Source organism: Lactiplantibacillus fabifermentans DSM 21115 (genome assembly GCF_000498955.2).
Lineage (GTDB): Bacteria > Bacillota > Bacilli > Lactobacillales > Lactobacillaceae > Lactiplantibacillus > Lactiplantibacillus fabifermentans.
The window spans coordinates 1-25,409 of the sequence record NZ_AYGX02000068.1 but is presented as its reverse complement, the minus strand read 5'-3'; the positions used below and the strand labels follow the sequence as shown (position 1 = coordinate 25,409).

The following is a 25,409-nucleotide window of genomic DNA, read 5'->3' as shown; positions in this document are numbered from 1 at the left end:
GAGGTGTTAGGAATGAAAGCGTTTATTCATACTGACTGGTGGGACGTGTTAGAGCCGGAATTTGAGAAGCCCTACTACCAACAGTTACATACTTTTCTGAAAAATGAATATCGAACTAAAAATATCCATCCAGATATGTATAATATTTTTCAAGCCTTTGAATGGACGCCCTTTGCCGACACAAAGGTTGTTATTTTAGGGCAGGATCCTTACCATGGCCCCGGTCAGGCGCACGGTTTGAGTTTTTCCGTGTTGCCCGGGGTCAAAGTACCGCCTTCGTTGCAAAATATTTATAAAGAATTGCAAACCGATGTTGGCTGTACGCCGGTTGATCATGGTTATTTGGAAAGCTGGGCTAAACAAGGGGTGTTACTATTAAACTCCGTATTAACGGTCCAAAATGGCGTGGCATTTTCGCACGCGGGTAAAGGCTGGGAACAACTAACTGATGTCGCCATTCAGCGGCTGTCAGAACGGTCCACGCCGGTTGTCTTTATTTTATGGGGCAGTGCTGCGCGTTCGAAAATTAAGTTGATTGATACGCAAAAAAATGTGGTGTTACAATCACCACATCCGAGTCCGTTATCAGCTTACCGCGGTTTCTTTGGCTCCAAGCCATTTTCCAAGACGAATATTGCTTTAGAATCGTTTGGCGAACAACCAATCGATTGGCAACTTCCAGAACACGTCAGTGCTAAAAATTAAATTTTTTATTGGAGGGTCATCTCATGGATTTATTCGCATCATTAGCTAAAAAAATTACTGGTCAAAATAAAACAATCGTTTTCCCCGAAGGTACGGAACCGCGTATTGTCGGCGCGGCTGCCCGTTTAGCAGCCGACGGTTTAGTTAAGCCAATCATCTTGGGCGACCAAGCTAAAGTTGAAGCCGTTGCTAAAGATTTAAACGCTGACTTGACGGGGGTCCAAGTGTTAGACCCCGCCACCTATCCAGCCGCTGAAAAACAAGCGATGTTAGATGCTTTCGTTGAACGCCGTAAAGGTAAGAATACGCCGGAACAAGCTGCTGAAATGTTGGCCGATGCTAACTATTTTGGGACGATGTTAGTTTATTTAGGCCAAGCTGATGGGATGGTTTCTGGCGCCGTGCATTCCACCGGTGACACGGTCCGTCCAGCCTTACAAATCATTAAAACTAAGCCGGGTTCTCATCGGATTAGTGGCGCGTTTATCATGCAAAAAGGTGACGAACGTTATGTCTTTGCGGACTGTGCCATTAACATCGATCCCGATGCGGATACGTTAGCTGAAATTGCAACGCAAAGTGCCCATACAGCGAAAATCTTTGATATTGATCCGCGCGTGGCGATGTTGAGCTTCTCAACTAAAGGTTCCGCTAAGGGCGATATGGTCACGAAGATGCAAGAGGCGACGGCTAAAGCCCAAGCTGCTGACCCCGAATTAGCCATTGATGGTGAATTACAATTCGATGCTGCCTTTGTTGAAAAGGTCGGCTTGCAAAAAGCGCCCGGCTCTAAAGTGGCGGGGCATGCGAATGTCTTTGTCTTCCCAGAACTCCAATCTGGGAACATTGGCTACAAGATTGCCCAACGCTTCGGTGGCTTTGAAGCGGTTGGTCCTATCTTACAAGGGTTAAACAAGCCCGTTTCCGATTTATCACGCGGGGCGAGTGAAGAAGATGTTTATAAAGTGGCCATTATTACGGCTGCGCAAGGGTTAGATGCCTAATTAGTTTGTTAAACGGGCGGAACTTCAGAGCTTGTGCTTTGAAGTTTCGCCCGTTTTTCTTATAATGAGAGCAGTTATGAAATGGAAGGATACGGGAAATTTATGCAATCAGTCACGGTGACAGCTCCGGAACAAACGATGCAACTAGGCGCTCAAGTGGGGAACTTAGTTGAACCCGGAGATTTAATTTTATTGGATGGCGATTTAGGCGCCGGCAAAACGACCTTCACGAAAGGGTTAGCGAAAAGTTTAGGCATTGACCGCAATGTCAAAAGTCCAACGTTTACGCTCGTGCGTGAATACCATCAAGGTCGCCTACCGCTTTATCATATGGATGTCTATCGCTTGGAAGATGGTGGTGCGGAAGATTTAGGACTTGATGAATATTTTGATGGCGACGGTGTGAGCGTGGTCGAATGGTCAGAATTTATTCAGGAGTTACTCCCGAGTGACTACTTACGGATTACCCTTAGTCGGGCAACTGACGCCGCGGATACCCGTCAGATTACGTTTGAACCCAACGGCTCGCATTATCAAAAGTTGGTTGATCAATTGAAGAGGTGACAACCATGACAGCTGAAGTTGTTGATATTCGTCCCGCTGAGCCGAGTGATGCGGCACAGCTATTAGCGTTACTGACCCAGTTGGCGACGGAATCGAATACATTTACAGTGGATGATGGTCTCGGCGAATTGACTGAGGCCGAAGAACGCCAACAAATTGAGCAGATTACTAGAACGACAACTAATGTGATCTTTGTGGCAGCGCTTGGTGACGACTTGATTGGCGTCGGGACCGTTCAAGCAACGGATGATTTAATCAAAAAGCAAGGCGAAATCGGGGTTGCGGTTCGCAAGCAGTATTGGGGTGCCGGTCTGGGCAGCGCGCTCGTCGATGAGATGATCGCCTGGGCGGAAGATTACAGCACCTTGAGTCAATTATTTTTGACGGTGCAATTACGCAATCAACGTGCAGCTAAACTGTACCAGCATTTTGGTTTCAAACAAGTCACGCCAACGAGTTATGACGTGACTGATCCGACTGGCGAAAAAGTCCCAGCGGTGGATATGGTCTTAGATGTGAGTTAATCGTGAACGGCTATCGCTTCGGTGGTAGTCGTTTTTTTGTGCTCGTGGGCCGCTACCGGCTGACTGTAATTCCATCCGCTATGGGGACCGGTCCAAGCCTGAGAAGCGGTCTTGAACCTCGCTTTTGAGCCTACAACCCAAGTCTCAAAAGACGTCCGTGGTGTAAACGGGCTATAGCCCAATCCCGTTAACGCCACCCGCATAGCGGATTCCATTACAGTCAGCCGGCAGCTAAATTGGCACTGGCTAGCTTGAAATGAAATTATGTTGGGACTTATGGCAACCATCCTCAGATTGGCTAGATAGTGAGCTAGTCACTGGGTATCATCAATTTATATTGCTTGGGACTATTTTTTTCATACAAGCTAGGTGACATCAACTTTAAACCACTCAAGGGTTGGAAATAGTTTGGTGGTAAATCACGAATTCATTCCGAATAAAAAAACTGACCAACTGGTGATGACCAGCAAGTCAGCATATAAATTAATTGTTAGTTCAATTTAGCCCGTCGCGCCTAGTCCGGGCGCCCTGACGACCGCACTATGGCGTCAGGTCTGCCCCACGGCGCACGGACTAGGCGCGGCGGGCGGCCATGAACACTAGCCTAAAAGTTTGCCATATTAAGACTTAACCTTGAATCCGCACAAACGGTTTCAACTGTTGGACGCCAAACGTCTGCGCTTGTGATAATAAGATATTGGCGCAAGCTAAACTGTCATCTAAAGCGTTGTGGTGGTGCTGCAGTTCGATGTCGAGGGCCCGACACATGGTATCTAGTTTGTGATTGGGCAGTTCGGGGTAGAACTTCTTGCTTGTAGCTAAGGTGTCCATTGAGAGATACTCGGGAACGCGGATACCGTAATGGGCGAGCGTCTTTTTTAAGACGTCGGTATCGAAATTGGCATTGTGAGCAATGACTAAGCGGTCGCGTTGGAAAAACGGCGCGATATGGTCCCAGACGGCGGGAAATTTAGGCGCATCGGCGACGTCTTCTTCGTGAATGCCATGAATCTGAACGTTGCGCCAGAAAAAGTCACTTTCCGGCTTGATCAACGTATAAAATTCATCGGCAATTTGGTCGTTGCGGACCACCGTTAAGGCTAAGGAACAAGCACTATCGCGTTTGCCACTGGCGGTTTCAAAATCCATTGCGACAAAATTCAAAATTAGTCACCATCATTTCTTTATAGTTTGGTCTTAATCGTACGGGCAACGGCCGCAAATTTCAAGTCAGCGGTTTGTTAGAGCCGGATATCTAATTCAACCGGGCAATGGTCCGAACCCATGACTTCATTTAAGATACGGGCATTTAATAAGCGGTCGCTAAGTTGATTTGAAGTGATGAAGTAGTCAATCCGCCAACCGGAATTATTGTCACGGGCGTGGAACCGATAACTCCACCAAGAGTAGATTTCCGTTTGGTCTGGATAAAAGTGCCGGAACGTATCGGTATAACCGTTCGCTAAGAGGGTGGTGAACTTGGCGCGTTCTTCATCCGTAAAGCCCGCACTGTGATGGTTGCTACGCCAGTTCTTTAAGTCAATATTTTCATGGGCCACATTCAAATCGCCACAGAAAATCACGGGCTTGCTGGCATTTAGACCGTTAATATAATCTAAAAAGGCGTCTTCCCAAGTTTGACGATAAGCTAACCGTTTGAGTTCACCACCAGAGTTGGGCGTATAACACGTTACGATATAATAATTATCATATTCAAGCGTGATGACGCGGCCTTCAGTATCATGTTCCGGTACCCCAATCCCATAAGTGACATTAAGTGGTGTATGCTTAGTAAAGATAGCGGTTCCAGAGTAGCCTTTCCGGTCGGCGTAGTTCCAATATTGTTCGTAGCCCGGTAGCTCAAGGTCGATTTGGCCGGCTTGTAATTTAGTTTCTTGAACACAGAACCAATCGGCATCGAGCTCGTTAAAAGTATCGATGAAGCCGTGCTTGACGGCGGCTCGGAGTCCGTTGACGTTCCACGAGATGAGTTTCATTTTATAATCAACGCCTTTCTTTTGTGTACGATAAGTATATTGTAGCGCATTTTCGGGCGATATAATGGAGGATTTAACATGTTAAAAATTGGTGTCATGGGTCTTGGCAATATTGCCCAAAAAGCGTACTTACCAGTAATGGCCACGATGCAAGATCAATATGAATTTCATTTAACTACCCGCAACCCAGAAAAACGGCAACAACTCGCTGCCGAATATGGCTTTACCCATACCCATGCGGACTTGGATGAGTTAATTGCAGCAAAACCGGCGGCGGTCTTTGTCCACACGCCAACGGCCACCCATGCGGCTATCATTAAGCAGCTATTGTTAGCCGACATTAACGTGTATGTCGATAAACCAGTTTCAAATGATTTGCAAGCGGTCCAAGCGCTGTATGATTTAGCGGCGTCGCGGCATTTATTGTTAACTTGTGGCTTTAATCGCCGCTTTGCCCCGTTCAATCAACAACTCAAAGCCTTACCAGATAAACGCTATATTAATGCCGAAAAGATTCGCGAAACGGGTGGTCAAGATCCCGAAACAGCCGTTTTTGACTTGATGATTCATACTGTGGATACGGGCTTATACTTATTAGACGAACCCCTTGAAGCAACGGATGGTCGCATCGTCACGATGCCAGACGGTGCGTTGGGGCAGGGCTACTTTATGGCTAAAACGGCCCACACTCAATTACAAGTGGTGACGGATATGTACGGTGGCGTCAACCTTGAACAAACGACGGTTCAAGGGTTAACTAAGCGGGCGACGGTCACAGATCTGAATACCATTACGACCTTAAATACCGCGCAGACGCAAACGACTAGTTTCCCTGATTGGACACCGACCTTGGAAAAACGGGGCTTTGCGCCGTTGACTCGGGCCTTCTTAACGGCGGTGGCGACCCATGGACCAAACCCAGTTGACCCGACTTCGGCGATTACGAGTCACGCGGTGTGCCGTCATTTATTAAGCGACTAAAAAGTGATATTATTAACAGATAGACTTTAAATTGAAATATGAAAGGAACTTCCCCCATGTCGCAAGATGTCTTGGCCGCTTTTCCAGCCATTGAAATTAAAAAAGATGAATCACTCAGTCATTATACGAATACGAAAACCGGGGGGCCAGCCGATTTTGTAGCGTTCCCCAAGTCAATTAGTGAAGCCAAGGCGTTAATCGAATACGCCGACGCCGAAAAAATGCCGTTGACCGTTATTGGTAATGCCAGCAACTTGATTGTTAAAGATGGCGGCATTCGCGGTTTGACCATTATCTTAACTAGCATGAACCAAATTCATGCGAGTGAAACTAAAGTTGTCGCGGAAGCGGGCGCGGCATTAATTGCTGCCACCAAAGCCGCATGTGCCGCGAGCTTGACCGGCCTAGAATTTGCTGCTGGCATTCCGGGAAGCGTTGGGGGCGCGGTCTTCATGAATGCGGGTGCTTATGGCGGTGAAATGAGTGAAGTCGTTGAAGAAATCACGGTCATTACGGCGCAAGGTCAACTAAAAACGTTGACGAACACTGAGTTAGACTTCAGTTACCGGCACAGTACCGTCCAAGACTATGATGATACGGTCGTTAACGCGACTTTTGCTTTAAAGCCCGGTGACCAAACTAAGATTCAAGCCCGGATGGATGAATTAAACGAACTGCGGGCTTCTAAACAACCGCTCGAATGGCCTTCGTGTGGGAGTGTCTTTAAGCGACCAACTGGTTACTTTACTGGTAAACTAATTCACGATGCCGGCTTACAAGGGTATCAAATTGGTGGCGCGCAAGTTTCAAAGAAGCACGCTGGTTTTATTATTAATGTTGATCATGCGACGGCGACCGACTATATGGATATGATTCATCACGTCCAAGCCGTCGTATTTGAAAAGTTTGGGGTCCACCTCGAAACCGAAGTACGGATTATCGGGGAAGACGCCTAGTTGAAGTCAATTGAACAAAGGAGGCAACACCTTTAATGCCGATCATTGAATTAGTGATTTTATTGGCATGTTTAGTGCTGCTGTCGAATGTGTTGAGCCACTATCTAGTCGCAATCCCGGTCAGTTTGATTCAAGTCGGGCTGGGTCTAGGAGTGGCTTTATTATTAAATGTACAAGTGAAACTGCAAACGGACTGGTTCATGCTCGTCTTTATTGCACCGATGTTGTACAACGATGGCAGAGAGTTCCCAAAGCAAGAGCTGTGGGAACTGCGTGGGGCGATTTTTGCCAATGCAATCGTCTTAGTCTTTATTACGACCATTTTAGGTGGTTTTTTGATTCACGTTTTAATCCCAACGATTCCGTTAGCGGTTGCCATCGCTTTAGCTGCCATCTTATCGCCGACCGATCCCGTGGCCGTGCAGTCCATTTCTGAAGGGGTCAAACTGCCTAAAGAAGTCTTGCATTTGGTCAGTGGTGAAAGTTTGATCAACGATGCCAGTGGCCTGATTGGGTTCAAGTATGCCTTGGCGGCGGCGGTTACTGGGAGCTTTGTTTTGGGTAAAGCGGTTGGCGACTTCTTTTATATTAGTTTGGTCGGGTTAGCCGTTGGATTACTAATGATTACTATTATCCAGCTGATTCGTGATGTCTTGCGTCGTGAAGGAATCAACGATACGGTCTTTAACGTCGTTTTACAAATTTTGACGCCGTTTGCGATTTATTTCGTGGCGGAAGAATGGTTCTCCGCATCGGGGGTCGTCGCCGTGGTTGCTGCCGGGGTCTTGACCCACATTCAAAATTCCCATGAGAGTGAAGATGCGCCGGAACTCAAATTAGTGACCGAAAAAGTTTGGAATATTATTGTTTACTTATTAAATGGGATTATTTTCTTAATTTTAGGGATTGAACTTCCCGTTGCCACGCAAGCGACGATTAAAGGAACGCATACGAATACCTTGCATGCCGTCTTTGATGTGTTGATTGTGTGGGGAATCTTGCTATTAATTCGGGTCGCGTGGACTTATGGCTACATGCTATTCGGTTGGTTACGCGACCATTCCAAGAAACGTCCGAGTGTCCGCATTGCGGCCTTATCCGGTTTGTCCGGGGTTCGTGGCGCCATCACGATGGCCGGGGTCTTTACGATTCCGACGGTGATTGCCAATGGCGATGCTTTTCCAGAACGGTCTTTAGTGCTATTTATTGCGGCTGGGGTGATTATTGTGAGCCTCGTGGCCGCGGCCGGTATTTTACCATTAATGGCGTCCAAGTCATTGCCGTTCATGACACGGGGCTCGAGCTTAGATGAAGACGACAGTGTCTTAGCAGGTGGTCCGGCTGACGATGCCGATCATGAAGTTGAGGAACCAGCGGGCGATGTTCCGACACAGATTAATTACAAACAAGCCCGCATTTATATTTTGCAGTTAGCTGTTCAAAATATTGAAGAGCATCGGCGACCGGAAAATCAACGAGCCGCTTATGACTTGATTTTGGACCAACAGTTTCAAATTCGTCGCTTGGAAGTGGCGTCACAAACGGCCGACGAATTGCAACCGATGTTGACTGATGAAATGCAGTTACGCTTAGTGGCTTTGGCGGGGGAACGCCAAGCTGTCCAAGAGATGGTCGCGAAGGGTGAAACGTCGAAAGCGGCAGCCCAAGCGTACCTGCGGCGGATTGATAAGCGCGAGCAACGTTTATCACAAGCCGCCCACAAGCCCGGTTTGCCAACGTTACGGTCGTTACGATTACTTTTGGGGCGGGCGATGCAAGGATTGCACTTATGGCTATCACCGATGGATACTGATAAATTGCGCGCCGAACAAGCGGAGATTACGCGGGTAACCTCTAAGGCGGCAATTAAGTCGTTGTCTCAATACTTAAAACAGGCGAGCGTTGATGAGCAGCAGTTCGACCGCCAAGCTTTATACCACTTAATCGTTCATTACCGTAATCGCATTGAAAATGCCAAAGCCGACCACAGTATGTCACGGGCGGACTATGAACATCAACGGCAGATGTTACGGATAAAAAGTCTAGGTGCGGAACGCGCGGGGGTCCAACATTTGCTTGAAAGCGGGCAAATTAGTTTACGCACGGCCGCAAAATTACGACAGTTCATTAACTATTCAGAGAACTTATTGATGCTTAATGATGACGATGCCGAGGATGATTAATTAATTTTGTGTATTGCAAAGTAATAGTTCTCGGTTATAATAATGTTAGAATGATATTCATAGTGAACGATTTGAACCAATAATTAGTTTTTTATTCAAAAGGGATTATTTTAGGCACATGACATAGCGGGGGGACGCAAGATGACAGAATCAGAAATTCATGAACAATTCGTTGAAACTTATATGCACATTTTAAAGTATATTGGCGACTTTGTTTCAGTACCAACACGACCATATAAAATCACCTTTGAAGCGTATATCGTGATGCGGATGATTGCGACTAGTGAAGAACCGTTAACGTTGGTTAAAATTGCCAACGCGCAACGGGTTTCACGGAGCGCAATCGCCCGTCAAATCAACGTTTTACTGGACTTGAAGTATATCGACCAAACGACTAATACGAAGGATCGTCGGATCAAATATTTATCCTTAACGCCCAGTGGTGCGCGGGTTGAAAAGGAAATCACGACGACTTCTGATGAACGTTTCCATCAATGGCTCCAAGTTTATGGGGAAAAGCGAGCTGATGATACGTTACGCTATATTAGTGATGCGGAAAAGAAAGCTACTGCGATGGGCTTTAGTGGGTTTAGCGGCTTACATGATAAACGTAATCCTCATGCCAGCTATAGCGATCCTAAAATGATTAACTAAATTTAGCAAGAGTGTGACCAAAGGCGGTTAGTTTGCGAGCATTAACGTGGAATCGGTAATTATGCCCGGGTTTTGGGCATGGTTGCCGATTCCGGGTTAAGCGGAACAAACTGCCTTTGGTCGCACGTTTCAATCGTAAAAATAGCAACAACTAAATGGCTGTCTGATGAAATTTCAATTTCATTAGACAGCCATTTTTGAGTTGTTAGTCGTAATTAAGCCCCGATTAGCGTAAAATCATAATGAATGCGATAAGAAAATGTGTATGGGGGTCATCATATGATTGAAGTGACTTTTAATGAAGAATTAGCTGATACTTTGGCTACTGATAGGAATGACGTTATCTGCTTGCCGCTTTATTTAGGGTTCGGCGATTTGGAGCGGTTAGCTGATTCGGAGAATACGTTTTGGTTAATCCATGACCAAAAGTTTGCCGATATGCAAGCAGCCATTCAACGGTTAGATAGTGCCGTTGCTCGCCATGCTCAGTTGCGCGTCTGGTGGAGTGACCAACCGGATGACTATGCGGGTTTTTGCTGGTTATGTGGTCACTTAACTTCCTCGGGGCAACTCCAGCAGGTGCATGTGCCGTTGACCGAAGTTGTCACTACCCCCGCTGTGGGGTTACGGCAATGGGCGCATATCGGTGAACTTGACCAAGCCAGTGCGGCCCATATGAGTCAAGCAACCGAACCAGTGACGGCTGCGCAACGAGCTGCGTATAGTTATTTATGGGAAAGTTTAGCGGATGAAAATGCGCCAGTCCGGATCAATCTCAATGGTAATTTACAAAGTGCCCCGGTTGATTGCTACGATGCACTGATTAAAATGATGCCCGATGCAGCCGCGGGGGCTAGTGAGTTGGGTGTGCCGGTATGGTGGTGTCGCGAACGCCAGAGCGAAATTGCTAAGTTGTAAGTACCACGATAGTTAGTGATTGTCGCTGCCAGCTAGGCTGATTATAGCTATAGATCAGGTGGCAACGATTGAATGCAGGCTGGTTACTGAGTTCAACTTACTATTCAATAGCCTAAGTAAAAACAGAGGTCACCAGTTACAACGGCGACCTCTGTTTAATATTATTTGAATGAAATGTCCAGTTCAACTGCGGCAAAACAACTGCAAGAAAAATACAATTGATAATTGTATCGCGAATGCTATTTTGAATTGGCGTTGACTGCCGCCGTCACGCTGAAGCGCCATGCTAAGTAAATGACGAGCTGGAGTAGCCACATCAGTAAGACGAATGCCAACATTTTAGCAGACCACATCTCAACGAGTTGTTTAATGATGTATTGCGGCGTAATTAATAAATAAATGGAATGTAGGCGTAAGAAGCGGCCAACGTAGACGCCGATGCTCGCAAATAAGAACAGCGCGGCACTGATGATGGTACGACCGGCTGGAAGTTTGCTGAGATGGAGGCGCCGTTGACATTCTTGGGCGATTTGGTCGACGCCGAGGGTGCCGATAATTGTCGACACAATCGCGGCCCCCACTAAGTAGGCAAAATCGCGCCACATCGGTAAGTTAAACCGGAGCATCCCGTTAATGCCGTATGGTTTCAAAATACTCAAATGAAACAAATCGGTCATTAAATACGGTGCATTCGGATAAAACAGTAACCAAACGACCGCCATGATCCAAAAAATGATGGGCGAACGTTTGGACGTTAGCCAGAAACTGAGTTCAATCGGAATATAAGCTAAAAGCGTATTTAGCAATAAGAAACGGAACGAATCATGAAAGGTCAGCGCGGCGAAGGCGATAAAACTCCAATAGAGGAGTCGCACGACCCAACGCTGTATCTTAGTCATTTGATCACCACACTTTCAAGACTAGTTTAACAGAAATATTATCTAATCTATATTAAATGAACGCAAGCTTAATATTTATTCAATTTCTCCAGCAAAATGCCGAACCGCGCTGAAAAGGCCCCACGAGAAAGTGGTCCCCGTGCTATAATGTGAAAGTAAATAATTTTCATAAGGAGGGGGACTATGAATTTCAATTGGAGCAATTTGTTGACAGTATCAAACTTTGTCCGGCTCCTTGACATTCTGGTAGTCTGGTTTGTCATTTATGAATTAATCGTCCTATTACGCGGGACGAAGGCGGTCCAATTATTCCGTGGAATTATTGTGATTGCGATTGTAAAATTCTTAAGTGTCATCATTGGTCTAGATACCGTTTCGTGGATTATGGACCAAGTTATTAACTGGGCAGTCATTGCGATGGTCATCATTTTCCAACCAGAAATTCGGCGCGGCTTGGAACACTTGGGCCGTGGGTCGATGTTTGTTCGCAAGCATCAAAATGAAGATGAAGAGCACATGATCGCGGAGTTAGATAAGGCCATTCAATACATGGCCAAACGGCGGATTGGGGCGTTGATGTCGATTAAGATGGATACTGGTTTGGAAGATTATATCGAAACTGGGATTGCCTTAGATGCGGATATTAGCGGTGAATTGCTCATTAATATCTTTATTCCGAACACGCCTTTACATGATGGGGCCGTGATTATTCAAGATAATCAAATTAAAGTCGCGGCGGCTTATTTACCGTTGTCAGAAAGTAATTTGATTCCAAAAGAGTTAGGAACGCGACACCGCGCGGCCGTCGGAATCAGTGAAGTGACGGATGCTTTAACGATTGTTATTTCCGAAGAAACTGGTGAAGTTTCGATTACGAAAGATAACGAATTAATGCGTGGTATGACGCGTGAAAATTATTTACGTTACTTCCGCCAAGTCTTAATTACACCGGAAGACCAAACTCGTCAAAATGCGATTCAAAATTGGTTTGGACGCATTTTTGGAGGGGGGCCCCGGAAATGAAAAAATTTATGAATAGTTCGTGGTCGATGCGCTTACTTGCCTTGATCTGTGCCTTAGTTTTATTCGCTTATGTCAATTCGAGTAAAACATCGAATAACTCGAGTTCGTTAACGAATAATATTTCTAAGACGACGTTGACCTCTAACCGGAAAGTCACGATCAGTGCGCCGCTGGAGCTAAACGTGAATAGCACGAAATATTTTGTCACCGGGTATCCTGAAAATATTAAGATTACTATTGAAGGGCCGGCTGCCTTAGTGACGACTACCGCTAATACTCAGAACTTTAAAGTTTATGCCGACTTGTCGGATTTAGCCGTGGGGCGGCATAGCGTTAAAGTCAAAGTCGATGGTTTAAATAAAGAATTAAGTTATTCTTTGAATCAAAAATATATTCATATCAACATCCAACCGCGGCGGACTGCGACTTATAAAGTCAGTGCCGATTTCAATGATAGCAACGTTGCTTCCGGGTACGAAGCGGGCACCGCGCGTTTAGGCACGTCGTCCGTGAAAGTGACGGGGGCGGTCAGCGAAGTTAGCAAGGTCGCCAAAGTTGTGGCGGTCGTCAATACTGAAAAGAACTTAACGAAGTCGGTTAACCAACAAGCGATGCTAGAAGCCCTAGATGCCAATGGTCAAACCTTAAATGTGGTCTTGACACCATCGACGACTTCCGTGTATATTCCAATTACACAAGCCAACGCCACCAAAGATGTGGCAGTGGACTTGAAAGCCAGTGGGAAAACGTCGGCGGACACGAGTTATTCGTTCTCAACGGATACGAAGTCCGTCAAGCTCACTGGGAGCAAATCCGCGTTGGCGAAGTTATCGAAGTTCCCCGTCAACGTGGATGTGACCGGGGTCACGGAAACGACGACGAAGACCGTTAAGTTGTCAACGAGTGATGAAGATGGCGTTTCGGCGGTGAGCCCAACGTCAATCAAAGTAAAAATTACGGTTAAAACTGATAACTGAAAATTTGAAATGAGGTAAATTAACAATGAAATATTTTGGAACTGATGGTGTGCGTGGGATTGCTAACTCTGGTTTAACTCCCGAATTGGCCTTTCGTTTAGGCCGCGCTGGCGGTTATGTGCTAACCGAACATGCTGAAAACAAAGACGCGCAACCACGCGTCTTAGTCGCACGTGACACGCGGATTTCCGGTCAAATGTTAGAAGAAGCCTTAGTAGCCGGCTTGCTCTCAGCTGGGATTGAAGTTTTACGCTTAGGCGTCATTACGACACCCGGGGTTGCTTACTTAGTTCGGATTCAAGACGCCGATGCCGGGGTCATGATCTCAGCTTCACATAACCCGGTTGAAGATAACGGTATCAAGTTCTTTGGTGGCGACGGCTTCAAGTTGTCCGATGCCAAAGAAGAAGAAATCGAAGCCTTACTCGAAAAAGAAACCGATGACTTACCACGGCCAGCTGCGGAAGGTTTAGGCACGGTCGCGGACTTCCCAGAAGGTAACTTAAAGTATTCCCAATTCTTGGAACAAACCATTCCTGATGACTTAAGTGGCTTACACTTAGCGGTTGACGGGGCCAATGGTTCGACAAGCAACTTAGTATCGCGGATTTTCGCTGACTTAAACGTGGACTTTGAAACAATGGCCACGTCACCAGACGGCTTAAACATCAACAAAGGTGTCGGTTCAACTCATCCCGAAGCTTTGGCAAAATTTGTCGTTGAAAAGGGCGCCCAAGTTGGGTTAGCCTTTGATGGTGACGGGGACCGTTGTATTGCGGTCGATGAATTAGGTAATGTTATCGATGGCGATAAGATTATGTACATCTGTGGGAAGTTCTTAAGCGAACGCGGCAAGCTGAAGAAGGATACGGTTGTCACGACGGTTATGAGTAATATCGGTCTTTACAAAGCCTTAGAAACCGCCGGCTTACACAGTGAACAAACCCAAGTTGGCGACCGTTACGTCGTTGAAGAAATGATCAAAGACGGCTTCAACCTCGGTGGTGAACAATCTGGTCACGTGGTCTTCTTAGATTTCAATACGACTGGTGACGGAATGTTAACTGGGATTCAATTGTTGCGCGTCATGAAGGAAACCGGTAAGAAGTTATCCGAATTAGCTGACGAAGTAACCACTTATCCGCAAAAATTAGTGAACGTTAAAGTTCAAGATAAGAAAGCCGCTTTGGACAACCAAGCAATCAAAGATGTGATTAGCGAAGTTGAAGGCGAAATGGCCGGTGATGGCCGCGTCTTAGTTCGTCCTTCTGGGACCCAAGATTTACTCCGGGTCATGGCCGAAGCTAAGACCAACGAATTAGTCAACGAATACGTTGACCGCATCGTGGACGTCGTTCGTAACGAAGTTGGCGTTGAATAATTAAAGCAATTCAAAAATGGTGTTCTGGCCTTAAGCTGGAGCACCATTTTTTTGTGGTTTGGGATGTTGGTCGTCTCCAGCGACTAGTGGGCACGCCGTGGGGCAACCTGGTGAGCCAAAGTGCGGTCTCACCAGGCGGTTGATAGCCATGCCAACCCCGCGCATGTCTATCAACACGGCCCATGTCCTAAGCTGGTAAAAAACACCAGCTAAGGACATCGACACGGCGCACCCACTAGTCGCTTCCGACTGAAACTGAGTAGTTAGTCGGACCGAGTTGATGGGTAATACTATCAATGTTTTGTATGTGAATATTAGACCAATATTATGTGTGGTTAGCCACAATATATTGCAAGTTTAAATTGATGCATTTTAGTGTGCTGATTGGTATCCTCACAGTATGAATTAGTTAGCCTAGTCCTCAACATGATTGGTAAGCGACCAATTCATCGTTATAAATCTGAATAAAGTTCACTGTTTTTGTAGCAGCCAGATATGATTAGTAGACCAGCTGATGTTTGTATGGATTGGTCTAATTGCTTTTTTGAGACTGACGGCGGCAGACAAACTTCAAGAAAAAGTCATAAATCAGTTCGTTCGTTGTTTTCTTAACGTTTAAAATTGGTATACACCTTAAAAATACGTATACCAATGCAAAATATCATTGACTTTTTTCGACTGTAACGTTAAAGTAATACTGTTTCTAGGAAATATACCAATCAGAGGTGAAAACGAACCAATTGTTAATTGGTTAAAGCGGAATAGCGCCAGGACTTTAGAATCTAAAGTTGACGAGGATGACGTTTATCGACAATCGACGGGTGACGTCAGGGACTGCACTCTACAGGTCAATTACAAAAACTAGTCGTGAGATTAGTGACAGATATATTGACCACGCAGCTAGAAACAATTCAAAATGCAAAGGAAGATTATCTTATGTGTGGAATTGTTGGAGTTACCGGTAAAGATAGTGCTGTATCAATCTTATTAAATGGTTTGGAAAAATTGGAATACCGTGGCTATGATTCAGCTGGTATTTATGTGAATGATCAAAATGGCCAAGATTTCTTAGTTAAAGAAAAGGGCCGCATTGATGACTTACGTAAAGAAGTTGGCCCGAATGTTAAAGGGTCAACCGGGATTGGCCATACGCGTTGGGCCACTCATGGTGAACCAAGTGTGGCCAATGCCCATCCACAAGTTTCCGCGGATGGTCGTTTCTACTTAGTGCATAATGGGGTCATTGAAAACTTCCAAGACTTAAAAGCTGAATACTTGAGTGATGTTGAATTCAAGTCACAAACGGATACGGAAGTTATCGTGCAACTGGTTGACCGCTTCGTGACCAAAGAAGGGTTAGATACGTTAGCCGCTTTCCGCAAGACGTTGAGCTTATTAGGTCACTCATCATACGGTTTCTTACTGATGGATAAAGAAGACCCCGATACGTTATACGTGGCTAAGAACAAGAGTCCCTTATTAATTGGGGTTGGCGATGGCTTTAATGTCGTTTGTTCCGACAGTTTAGCTATGCTTGATCAAACGAAAGATTTCTTGGAATTACACGATGGCGAAATCGTCGTGGTAAAGCCTAATGAAATCAAGATTACTGACCAAGCCGGTAACGCCGTTGAACGTGATACGTTCCACGTTGATATCGATGCCGCTCAAGCGGACAAAGGGACTTACCCATTCTACATGCTCAAAGAAATCGATGAACAACCGAACGTGATGCGGAAGTTATCCCAAGTTTATTTGAATGATGCCGGTGACGCCATCATCAATTCCGACTTGTTAGATGCTTTAAAGGCCGCTGACCGGTTGTACATCGTGGCGGCTGGGACGAGTTATCATGCCGGCTTAGTTGGGGCGAAGTTATTCGAATCCTTAGCTGGGGTGCCAACGGAAGTTCACGTCTCCTCTGAATTTGCTTATAATCAACCATTATTATCAGAAAAACCATTCTTCATCTTCTTAACACAATCCGGTGAAACTGCCGATAGTCGTGAAGTCTTGTTGAATGTCAATGAACAAAAATTCCCAAGTTTGACGATTACCAACGTGCCAAACTCGACCTTGTCGCGGGAGGCAACGTACACGTTGTTACTCCATGCGGGTCCAGAAATTGCCGTGGCTTCCACGAAAGCTTACACGGCGCAAATCGCTTTACAAGCCATTTTGGCCAAAGCGTTAGGTGTGGCGGATAACAAGCGGGCCGCCCAAAAATTCGATGTTAAGCAACAATTAGCCCTAGTTGCTAATGGGATGCAAGCGTTGGTTGATGAAAAATCAACGTTTGAAGACTTGGCTAAAGCTGCTTTATTACACACGCCGAATACATTCTATATCGGTCGGGGCTTAGATTACGCTGTGTCATTGGAAACTGCCTTGAAGTTAAAGGAAATTTCTTATGTGCAAGCTGAAGGGTTTGCTTCCGGTGAATTAAAGCATGGGACGATTGCCTTGATTGAAAAGGACACGCCGGTGATTGGGATTATCACGCAAGCTAAGACCGCTGGTTTGACCCGTTCGAACTTACAAGAAGTTGCGGCCCGGGGCGCTAAGACCATCACCATTGTGACGGATAACTTGGCTAAACCTGAAGACACGGTGATTTTACCAGCCGTTGATGAACGCATGACGGCCTTGTTAAGTGTCGTACCTGGTCAATTATTGGCTTACTATACGAGCTTGAACAAAGGCTTAGACGTGGATAAACCACGGAACTTAGCCAAGAGTGTTACCGTTGAATAATATAAATTAACGAGTCGAGCGTGGGCGACTTGCTAAATTGAAACGTTAGCTGACATTTCATTTTGAAATGCGAGCTAGCGTTTTTTTGACGGTTGGATTGTAGCGTTGACTAATATTTTGGCGCATAATAGCAGTACTGAACTTTTATTAAGCAGATAATGAGGAGTGAGTTTTTTGGCAATCAAATTAATTGCAACGGACTTGAATGGGACGTTGCTGCACGGTGATCAAACGTATAATCAGGCGCGCTTACAACAAGTATTGGCCGCGCTGGCAACCCGTGAGATTGCCTTAGTGTTATCGTCCGGTAATCAATATGCCCATTTGAAACAACTCTTTGATGGCATCGAGGCCGATAACTTAATTATGGTCGCGGAAAATGGGGCTTCCATTTATCACAACGACCAGCAATTATTCGATGGCAGCTTAACGGCCGCCGACTTGCACCAATTCGTTAGCGTTGACCGCCACCAACCCGTCTTTGACGGCGCTTATTTGATTATGGTCGGGGCGAACGGGTCCTACACGGAAAAAGGGGCGCCGCAAGCCTTACTTGATGCCGCGGCGAAGTTTTACGATAACTTGCAACAAGTAGATGATTTGACGCAAGTTGACGATAAAATCAAAAAAGTGAGCGTTTCCACGACACCCGCAGCCGCCGCGCAATTAGTGACGGATTTGAACACGTATTTTGACGGCCGTTTACGCGCGCACGACAGTGGCTACGGGGTGATTGATTTAGTGGCTGCTAACGTGGGTAAATTGCCAGCCGTACAATGGTTGATGCAACAACGGCAATTACAACCGGACCAAGTCTTAGCGTTTGGTGATGGCGACAATGATGTGCCGTTGTTGAAGTTTGCTGGTCACGGCTACGCGATGCAAAATGCGCCCGCAGCCGTGCAAGCCGTGGCAAATCATGTGACCATTTTGGATAACGAACATGATGGTGTCTTGGACACGATTGAAACACTGGGATTAGCTTAAGGTAAGCTAGAATTGCCGTTGTGCGCCAGTAGCAATTCCAGTTGCCGTGGCGACCGGTTCGAGCCAAAAAGCGGTCTCGAACCTCATTTTGAAGCTGGGCCCAACCCGCCAATCTTCAAAGATGTCGGTGCCGTAAGTCCGGCAAAAAGCAGCCGAACTAACGCCACTTGCACGGCAACCTCCATTGCTACTGACGCACAACTAGATTGATCTTATAATCAATAAACATGGCCCTATTTCAATGTAGTTGTGAGAATAGTGGTTTGAATTTTGTTGATTATGATATTAAGTTAACTCAAAAGCACCACTACATTTTTAAGAGTGTAGTGGTGCTTTTTCTGTCTAGCTGTTGTGATATTTTTAAATCTTAATCGCGAGCTTTTAGCTAACGACGCGGTTCGGCACTTCAAACGCATTATTGTGAGCCGACAACCGCCAGCAGTGAGTTATCACTAATCTTTAGTCGTTCGCCGAATGGGGTCATTAGGATAAAAGAACTGATGCACGCCGAATGAGTTTAATGAGACGATGCGGGCCTTGAATTCACTTGGTGATAAGTCAATTTGGCCGTTGAAGTAGAGCCGGAAAAAAGTCATGACGTTGTGAATTAGAAAGTTCGCACACACGAAACCATCCGTTGCGGATAAGTGGTAGGCGGACGCAATCGTGTCGGCGAGTCCTTCGGCGACTTCGTTTTGGACTTTGCGGGATAAGAAGCTGTATTCGTCACTGGTTAAGACTAAGCGGTAAAAGGATTGTTGTTGATGATAGAAGTAGGCTAGCCGGTCGAAAATCTGACCGGGGTGTTGAAAGTTTTCTCGTAAATCTTGTTCGTTAATTAGTTTTAAAATCTGAGTGGCGCTTTCGTGCGTGAATGTTTCGGCTAAATCATCAATTGAGTCAAAATGTAAATAGAACGTTTTACGATTAATATTGGCAACTTCGGTGAGTTGCTTAACCGTAATATCACGATAATTATGGGTGACTGCTAATTGTCGAAAGGCTTCACGTAAAGCTTGGTTAGTGCGTTGAACACGCCGATCGGTTTTGACCATCTTGAAATTCCTCCTTGAGTTAGACCCCAGATGTGGCGTAATTGGGGCTTAATCCTCATATTTCGATTTCCTGTTGTGGTATTTGTGCGTTAATCTCGTTATTATGTTAGCCACACGTGGGGTTTATCTCTGCATTACTATAACACAGTTTTAAAATATGGGGAGGAATTAACGGATGATTAAAGCGGAGTGGCTGTATTTGTTGAAGCATAAATTATTACTGATAGTTGTAATCGTAATTGGATTTATTCCTTCAATTTATGCCGTGACTTTTTTGAAATCAATGTGGGATCCATACGGCAAGTTGCAAGACTTGCCAGTCGCGGTCGTCAATCATGACCAAGCGGTGACCTATCAAGGGACGCATTTGAGCGTGGGTAAAAACTTAACGCATAATTTAAAGAAGTCGACCGCCATGGATTTTGAAATGGTTAGTAGCGAAGCCAAAGCCAAACAAGGTTTACGGGATGGGAAATATTATATGGTCGTCACGATTCCGAAGCGTTTTTCCAAGAACGCCACGACGATGATGAATAAGACGCCTAAAAAGATGGTCTTGCATTATGAAACGAGTGCTGGTCACAACTTTACGGCGTCCAAAATGACGGCTTCAGCAGCAACAGCGATTGCCCAACAAGTGTCGGGACAGATTACCCGCAGTTATGCGAAAACAATGTTTGCTAGCATTCAAAAGTTAGGTCAGGGGTTAAAAACCGCGGGTAAAAATAATCAGAAGTTAGCCAGTGGTAGTAAAACAGCCGCCACTGCTAATCAAAAGATTACGACCGGCCTGAATACGTTAGCTAAAAGTACGTTGACCTTAACCAGTGGCGCGAAAACGTTAAATAGTGGGTTGGACCAATATATTACTGGCGTCAGCACGGCCGCGAGCGGCAGCCAACAAGTGACGACCGGCTTAGACCAGTTGTTAACGAGTAGCCAACAATTAGCAAGCGGCGTGACGAAGTTGTCTAATGGGAGTCAAACCTTGAGTAGTGGCGTTCAGACGTATACGGCAGGGGTTGCCAAAGCTAACACGGCGGCGTCAACGGTCGCGACTGGTGCGCAGTCGGTCAATAGTGGGACGTCACAATATGTGGCTAAAGTTAGTGATGCCAATAGTGGTGCGCAAACCTTGAGCCAAGGCTTGACTAGTTTAAATAATCAGACCAGTAGCTTAACGAGTGGGACTAAAACGATTGCGACGAACATGCAGACGTTAACGACTGGGGTGCAAGCCATTGCCAGCAAGAGTGCTGATTTGGCGAATGGCCTCGGTCAAGTCCAAACGGCTGTCAGTGACAGTCAAAGTCAGTCAGCTAAAGTTAGCACGGCTCTGAGTGATTTAGCCAAGACCCTCAGTGCTAGCAGTGATCAAAGTAAACAATTGAGCACGGTTCAAAGTGATGTGACCCAATTGCAGACGGCCTTGAGTAGTAGCACGAGTCAAACAGTCGCTAGCACCACGGCCGCCATTAAGACAAAAGTCGCCGCGGCCGCCGATGCACAAAAACTAACGAGTGACCAAAAGGCGGCTATTTTAGCCGCGGTGAGTGCCGATAGTACGACTAGCAGTGACACCGCCGTCACGAGCGCCGCTAAGCAGTTAAGTAGTGATTTGGGTAGCTTGAGCAGTGCCGGCAGTAATGCCAGCACGGTTACGACACAATTACAAGCGTTACAAAGTGCTCTGGAAACGTCGTCGGCCAATCAAAAGACTTTAATTAGTAGCTTGTCACAGCTCAGCAGCGGCGCCACCACGTTGACGAATCGCTTGAGTGAAGTCGCGAGTGGGATGGCCACCTTGAACACGGGTACCCAAAGTTTGGCAGCCTCGACGCCGGCTTTGACGAGTGGTATTCAAAAGCTCAGTACGGGCGCCACGACATTAGCCAGTGGTACCAGCCAATTATCAGCGGCTGGGGGCACGTTAACAAGCGGCACGAGTCAATTAGCTAGTGGGACTGCCCAACTCGCCAGTGGCACGCAAACTTTGGCAGGTAAAGGTGATCAGTTGAACAGTGGCGCGACGAGTTTGACCAGCGGGTTGAGTACGCTGAGCTCGAAAACGCCAACCTTGATTAGCGGTGTCAGTCAGTTATCGACCGGTTCTAAAAAGGTCACGAGTGGCTTACAAACGTTAAGCAGCAAAGGCAGCCAATTAACGAGCGGCGCCGAAAAACTCGCGAGTGGCGGCAGTCAATTAAGCAATGGGACAGACAAATTAGCAAGTGGTTCCAAGCAGCTTGGTACCGGCTTAGATAAAGTCCAAAGTGGGAATCAAACGTTAGCGACGAGTTTAACGAAAGCGGCCAAAAAAGCGCAAGTTGACCCGACGAAGTTAACGTATGACCAAGTCGCTAAACCAACCACGACTAAGCAGACGGAACGCGATACGGCCCCGAATAACGGGACTGGGATGGCACCTTACATGATGTCGGTATCACTATTCGTGGGCGCCTTAGCGTTTAATATGATGTTTGACATGTATACGCCCCGCAAATATCCGAAAAATGGTTTCCGTTGGTGGACCGGGAAAGCCTCAATCTTGTGGACGTTTGCGTTATTAGAAGCGACCTTGATTGAAATCCTGTTAATTGCCATTGATGGCTTAGCACCAGTACATCCATGGGCGACATTTGGGATGCTGTTGTGTATTGCCTTAGCCTTCATGAGTATCGTCTACTGGCTAAATCTCGTCTTCGGGAAAGTTGGCGCGTTCTTCAGTATGATCTTGCTTGTCTTGCAACTCGGTGGTTCGGCCGGGACGTATCCGATTGAATTATCGAATCATTTCTTTGAAACCATTCATCCATGGCTACCAATGAGCTATGCGGTCAGTGGGTTACGGGAAACGTTGATGATTGGGGATACGGCCTGGGGTGACATGGGCGTGTTGCTAGCCGTCTTTGCAGGGTTCTCCATTTGCAGTATGTTGTTCTATGGTCGGCGTCATGGGCGCATCAAAGCCATTGACTTTGATGAACCGGCCGATGAAGGAACAGATTTATAAAGTTGCCAAAAAGAGTCTGGGCAGGCGTCTTCGAACGTTGACCTCCAGCAAGTTAACCTGTTTCTCGTACCGGGACCAGCTGGTGCCAAAGAGCGGTCACCAGCTTCGTTTTTGAGCTCAGCCAAGACCGCTAATCTCAAAAAGCGTCCTTGTTCTAAGCCGAGAAAACCACTCGACTAAGAACAATATCGGTACGTTCACAGGTTAACTTGCTTCCGGGATGTCTGTACGGAATGACGCGTATTATCTGAACAGCCCGAATAAGGGAGTCACCACTATGCTTGTTAGTGATGGCTCCCTTATTGTGTCTGAATGATAGTCGCAATTTAGCTGGAATTACTGCTGACCGGAAGCGGCAATTGATCTTACAGCGCTAATCTTAGTATGTTTAATGATCGAAGACGTCGTAAATATTGGTAAATTGATAGGCGGTTTGATAGGTGACTGGTACGTTTGGTTCGATAATGATACTGCCGAATTCTTTGTGGTGAATCGCGTCGGGTAACTTTTGCGCTTGTAGTGAGATGCCTAGTTGGGAGCGCATGGGTTTACCGCCATTGATGCGGTAACGGTCATCACGATAGTTCGTGGCGCTTGAAACGACTACTGCGGGTGCATTGGTGCGCATGGTTACTTTGCGGCCACTGACGCGGTCAAAGAGTTCGACTTGTGGATAGGGGGTCTCATTTAACACGAACCCGTGATGGAGCCCGCCTTTGAGTTGCGCGATTTGTGGCCCGATTTCAGTAGGCTCCCGAAAATCAAACGGCGAGTCGGTCACCCATGGCAATTTTCCAGTGGGAATGTTATGTTTATTGACAGCAGCGTATTCGTCGGCGTTGATTTTTAAAATTTCACGGTCAATCAAGTTTTCGGCGTCACCGCTCAAATTAAAGTAAGTGTGGTTGGCTGGGTTAAAGAGCGTTTCTTTGTCACTCTTACCCGTGTAACTAATGGTAAATTTACCAGTATTGTCTAAGATGAAGTCGGCGGTGATGGTCATCGTACCAGGATAGCCGTTTTCACCGTCGAGTGTGATATATTGCATGACAAGGCCGACTTGGTCCTTGGTTTGGAGCTTGCGTTCTAAGAACCACGGTTCAAAGGCAATCTGTGGCATATTGCCGCCATTCAGATGGTGACTACCATCGTTTTGGGTCAAATAATGATCGCGCCACTTAGCATTTTTGATGACGCCAGCGACCCGGGCGATGGTGGCCCCGAAAAATGATTGGTAAGTAATGTAGTCTTCACCTTCATCGAACCCCAAGACGATGTTTGCAAAATGGCCATCTTTATCATGGGTTTTAATCGCGGTGACCGTCGCGCCCCAATCCATGACGGTCACACTCATATGGTGATTATTGACTAAGGTATAGTAATTAATGCCGTTAGCTTGATGTTCGATTATTTTCATTTCGCTCACTCCAATATATGCCTGACAATTAACTTGTTACTTTTAGTATATTTCATTGGCAATCAGAATGCGAACGTTTACTACGCCGGTTTAATAGGAATCTCACTAGTTTGTACGGAAAATCACAAAAGCGTCATTGCTTGATTTGACGGGATTAATTTTAAATTAAGCTCATCAGTTCTGGCTTGACGCTCTGACCGTTCCCGAGTATCATATAGCAGTTAGTTATGCTATTCTATTAGGAAATAAATTGCAGAATATTAGGAAGTATTAAAATGACAGCTGATTATAAAATTAAAGTGCAAAATGTGACTAAAGAGTTTGATTTGTTCAAAACTCGTTCAGACCAATTAAAAGCTTTTTTCTCCATTTCTCATGATCCAATTCCAGAATTCTGGGCCTTAAAAGGGGTCTCATTAGAAGTCGAAGCCGGTGAAACGCTCGGCTTGATTGGGGTCAATGGTTCTGGTAAGTCAACGTTATCCAACATCATTTCTGGCGTTATCCCGCAAACTACGGGGATCGTCGATGTCCGTGGGGATACTTCAATCGTTGCGATTAACTCCGGATTACGGGGCGAATTGACTGGGTTAGAAAACATCCGGTTAAAAGCCCTGATGATGGGGATGACGAACAAAAAAATCGATGATATGTTAGATAGTATTATCGCGTTTGCGGATATTGGTGATTTCGTTTACCAACCCGTTAAGAGTTATTCATCTGGGATGAAGTCACGGTTAGGCTTTGCCATTGCCGTGCATATTAATCCCGATATCTTAATCATTGATGAAGCCTTGTCCGTTGGTGATGATACGTTCTACCAAAAGTGTGTGGACAAGATTCAAACTTTCAAAGAAGAAGGCAAGACGATTATCTTCGTCAGTCACTCTTTGAAGCAAATCGAAATGCTTTGTGACCGTGTTGCTTGGATTCAATACGGGGACTTAAAGCAAATCGGGACGACCGAAGAAGTTGTCGGTGAATACCGCAAGTTCATCAAGTGGTTCAAAGCTTTATCTAAGAAAGATAAGCATAAGTATCAAAATGATGCCAAGGAACGTCAAAAGGCGTTTGACATCGATGAATACCAAAAAGAAATTACGGCGGAACGGCAAGCAGCCGAACCAAACAATCAACACGTGGCCCGCGACGTCCAAAAAGACTTCTACGGTAGTGTTATTTCTGAAACGATGCCATGGCGGACCCGCATTTTCTCAACGCTCGTGGCGATTGCGGTAGTCTTCTTAATGCTCGTTAACATTTCAGGTCATTCATTGACGAATGTGACGAAGCATCCAAGTTTAATTTTCCATCCAACCACGACTTTAACTGGTCCTGGCGTTACTAAATCAAGTAAATAATATTTGGTAGATTGCAAATTTAATCCGAATTTTTGGACAAATTGTTCAGCATAACC

The 25,409-nt window shown here is 45.9% G+C and carries 21 protein-coding genes; 16 read left to right on the top strand and 5 right to left on the bottom strand.

The window, feature by feature from the left end:
• Positions 1 to 12: 12 nt before the first annotated feature.
• From DY78_RS05620 to DY78_RS05605, 4 genes are all read left to right on the top strand, one after another.
• Positions 13 to 705 (top strand): uracil-DNA glycosylase, encoded by a 693-nt coding sequence (locus DY78_RS05620; protein WP_024624027.1) that lies wholly within the window; start codon positions 13 to 15, stop codon positions 703 to 705.
• A 23-nt stretch (positions 706 to 728) separates the two neighbouring features.
• Positions 729 to 1,709 (top strand): phosphate acetyltransferase, encoded by a 981-nt coding sequence (gene pta, locus DY78_RS05615; RefSeq protein ID WP_024624028.1) that lies wholly within the window; start codon positions 729 to 731, stop codon positions 1,707 to 1,709.
• Between the two features lie 102 nt (positions 1,710 to 1,811).
• Positions 1,812 to 2,273 (top strand): tRNA (adenosine(37)-N6)-threonylcarbamoyltransferase complex ATPase subunit type 1 TsaE, encoded by a 462-nt coding sequence (gene tsaE / locus DY78_RS05610; RefSeq protein ID WP_024624029.1) that lies wholly within the window; start codon positions 1,812 to 1,814, stop codon positions 2,271 to 2,273.
• Positions 2,274 to 2,278: 5 nt separating this feature from the next.
• Positions 2,279 to 2,797, top strand: coding sequence for a GNAT family N-acetyltransferase (locus tag DY78_RS05605; protein ID WP_024624030.1), 519 nt, complete (start codon positions 2,279 to 2,281; stop codon positions 2,795 to 2,797).
• A gap of 627 nt (positions 2,798 to 3,424) precedes the next feature.
• On the opposite strand, the gene DY78_RS05600 is transcribed toward DY78_RS05605, so the two are convergent.
• Together DY78_RS05600 and DY78_RS05595 are read right to left on the bottom strand one after the other, a co-directional pair.
• Positions 3,425 to 3,961, bottom strand: coding sequence for a 3'-5' exonuclease (locus DY78_RS05600; protein WP_024624031.1), 537 nt, complete (start codon positions 3,959 to 3,961; stop codon positions 3,425 to 3,427).
• Between the two features lie 77 nt (positions 3,962 to 4,038).
• Positions 4,039 to 4,794, bottom strand: a complete 756-nt coding sequence (locus DY78_RS05595; protein ID WP_024624032.1) for an exodeoxyribonuclease III — start codon at positions 4,792 to 4,794, stop codon at positions 4,039 to 4,041.
• 78 nt (positions 4,795 to 4,872) lie between these two features.
• Here DY78_RS05595 and DY78_RS05590 point away from each other — a divergent pair, with 78 nt between their 5' ends.
• The 5 genes from DY78_RS05590 to DY78_RS05570 all read left to right on the top strand — a co-directional run bounded on the left by DY78_RS05590 (position 4,873) and on the right by DY78_RS05570 (position 10,486).
• On the top strand, positions 4,873 to 5,775 hold the full coding sequence (locus DY78_RS05590) for a Gfo/Idh/MocA family protein (protein WP_024624033.1): 903 nt from the start codon (positions 4,873 to 4,875) through the stop codon (positions 5,773 to 5,775).
• Between the two features lie 56 nt (positions 5,776 to 5,831).
• Entirely contained in the window at positions 5,832 to 6,731 is a 900-nt protein-coding gene (gene murB / locus DY78_RS05585; protein WP_024624034.1) for a UDP-N-acetylmuramate dehydrogenase, read from the top strand.
• Positions 6,732 to 6,766: 35 nt separating this feature from the next.
• Positions 6,767 to 8,914, top strand: coding sequence for a cation:proton antiporter (locus DY78_RS05580; RefSeq protein WP_024624035.1), 2,148 nt, complete (start codon positions 6,767 to 6,769; stop codon positions 8,912 to 8,914).
• Between the two features lie 141 nt (positions 8,915 to 9,055).
• A complete protein-coding gene (locus tag DY78_RS05575; protein ID WP_024624036.1) occupies positions 9,056 to 9,568 on the top strand; it encodes a MarR family transcriptional regulator in 513 nt (170 codons plus the stop codon).
• 279 nt (positions 9,569 to 9,847) lie between these two features.
• A complete protein-coding gene (locus DY78_RS05570) occupies positions 9,848 to 10,486 on the top strand; it encodes a DUF1835 domain-containing protein (RefSeq protein ID WP_024624037.1) in 639 nt (212 codons plus the stop codon).
• A 239-nt stretch (positions 10,487 to 10,725) separates the two neighbouring features.
• Here DY78_RS05570 and DY78_RS05565 read toward each other — a convergent pair whose 3' ends face one another.
• On the bottom strand, positions 10,726 to 11,385 hold the full coding sequence (locus tag DY78_RS05565) for a DUF1361 domain-containing protein (protein WP_024624038.1): 660 nt from the start codon (positions 11,383 to 11,385) through the stop codon (positions 10,726 to 10,728).
• A 183-nt stretch (positions 11,386 to 11,568) separates the two neighbouring features.
• On the opposite strand from DY78_RS05565, the gene cdaA reads away from it, so the two are divergent.
• The 5 genes from cdaA (at position 11,569) to DY78_RS05540 (ending at position 18,507) form a co-directional block, all read left to right on the top strand.
• Complete coding sequence (gene cdaA / locus DY78_RS05560) at positions 11,569 to 12,408, top strand: diadenylate cyclase CdaA (protein ID WP_024624039.1); 840 nt, start codon at positions 11,569 to 11,571, stop codon at positions 12,406 to 12,408.
• A complete protein-coding gene (locus DY78_RS05555; protein WP_024624040.1) occupies positions 12,405 to 13,385 on the top strand; it encodes a CdaR family protein in 981 nt (326 codons plus the stop codon). Before cdaA ends, DY78_RS05555 begins: the two co-directional genes overlap by 4 nt.
• A gap of 25 nt (positions 13,386 to 13,410) precedes the next feature.
• Positions 13,411 to 14,766 carry a phosphoglucosamine mutase gene (gene glmM, locus DY78_RS05550; protein WP_024624041.1) on the top strand — a complete coding sequence of 452 codons (1,356 nt, stop codon included), beginning with the start codon at positions 13,411 to 13,413 and terminating at the stop codon, positions 14,764 to 14,766.
• Positions 14,767 to 15,702: 936 nt separating this feature from the next.
• A complete protein-coding gene (gene glmS, locus DY78_RS05545; RefSeq protein WP_024624042.1) occupies positions 15,703 to 17,520 on the top strand; it encodes a glutamine--fructose-6-phosphate transaminase (isomerizing) in 1,818 nt (605 codons plus the stop codon).
• 174 nt (positions 17,521 to 17,694) lie between these two features.
• Complete coding sequence (locus tag DY78_RS05540) at positions 17,695 to 18,507, top strand: Cof-type HAD-IIB family hydrolase (protein WP_024624043.1); 813 nt, start codon at positions 17,695 to 17,697, stop codon at positions 18,505 to 18,507.
• A gap of 452 nt (positions 18,508 to 18,959) precedes the next feature.
• Here DY78_RS05540 and DY78_RS05535 read toward each other — a convergent pair whose 3' ends face one another.
• The gene (locus tag DY78_RS05535) at positions 18,960 to 19,562 is read right to left on the bottom strand and encodes a TetR/AcrR family transcriptional regulator (protein ID WP_024624044.1); all 603 of its coding nucleotides are present in this window, start codon (positions 19,560 to 19,562) and stop codon (positions 18,960 to 18,962) included.
• A gap of 175 nt (positions 19,563 to 19,737) precedes the next feature.
• On the opposite strand from DY78_RS05535, the gene DY78_RS05530 reads away from it, so the two are divergent.
• Complete coding sequence (locus tag DY78_RS05530; RefSeq protein WP_024624045.1) at positions 19,738 to 22,575, top strand: YhgE/Pip domain-containing protein; 2,838 nt, start codon at positions 19,738 to 19,740, stop codon at positions 22,573 to 22,575.
• 388 nt (positions 22,576 to 22,963) lie between these two features.
• On the opposite strand, the gene DY78_RS05525 is transcribed toward DY78_RS05530, so the two are convergent.
• Positions 22,964 to 23,992, bottom strand: a complete 1,029-nt coding sequence (locus DY78_RS05525; protein WP_024624046.1) for an aldose epimerase family protein — start codon at positions 23,990 to 23,992, stop codon at positions 22,964 to 22,966.
• Between the two features lie 275 nt (positions 23,993 to 24,267).
• Here DY78_RS05525 and DY78_RS05520 point away from each other — a divergent pair, with 275 nt between their 5' ends.
• Positions 24,268 to 25,353 (top strand): ABC transporter ATP-binding protein, encoded by a 1,086-nt coding sequence (locus tag DY78_RS05520; RefSeq protein WP_024624047.1) that lies wholly within the window; start codon positions 24,268 to 24,270, stop codon positions 25,351 to 25,353.
• Positions 25,354 to 25,409: the final 56 nt, after the last annotated feature.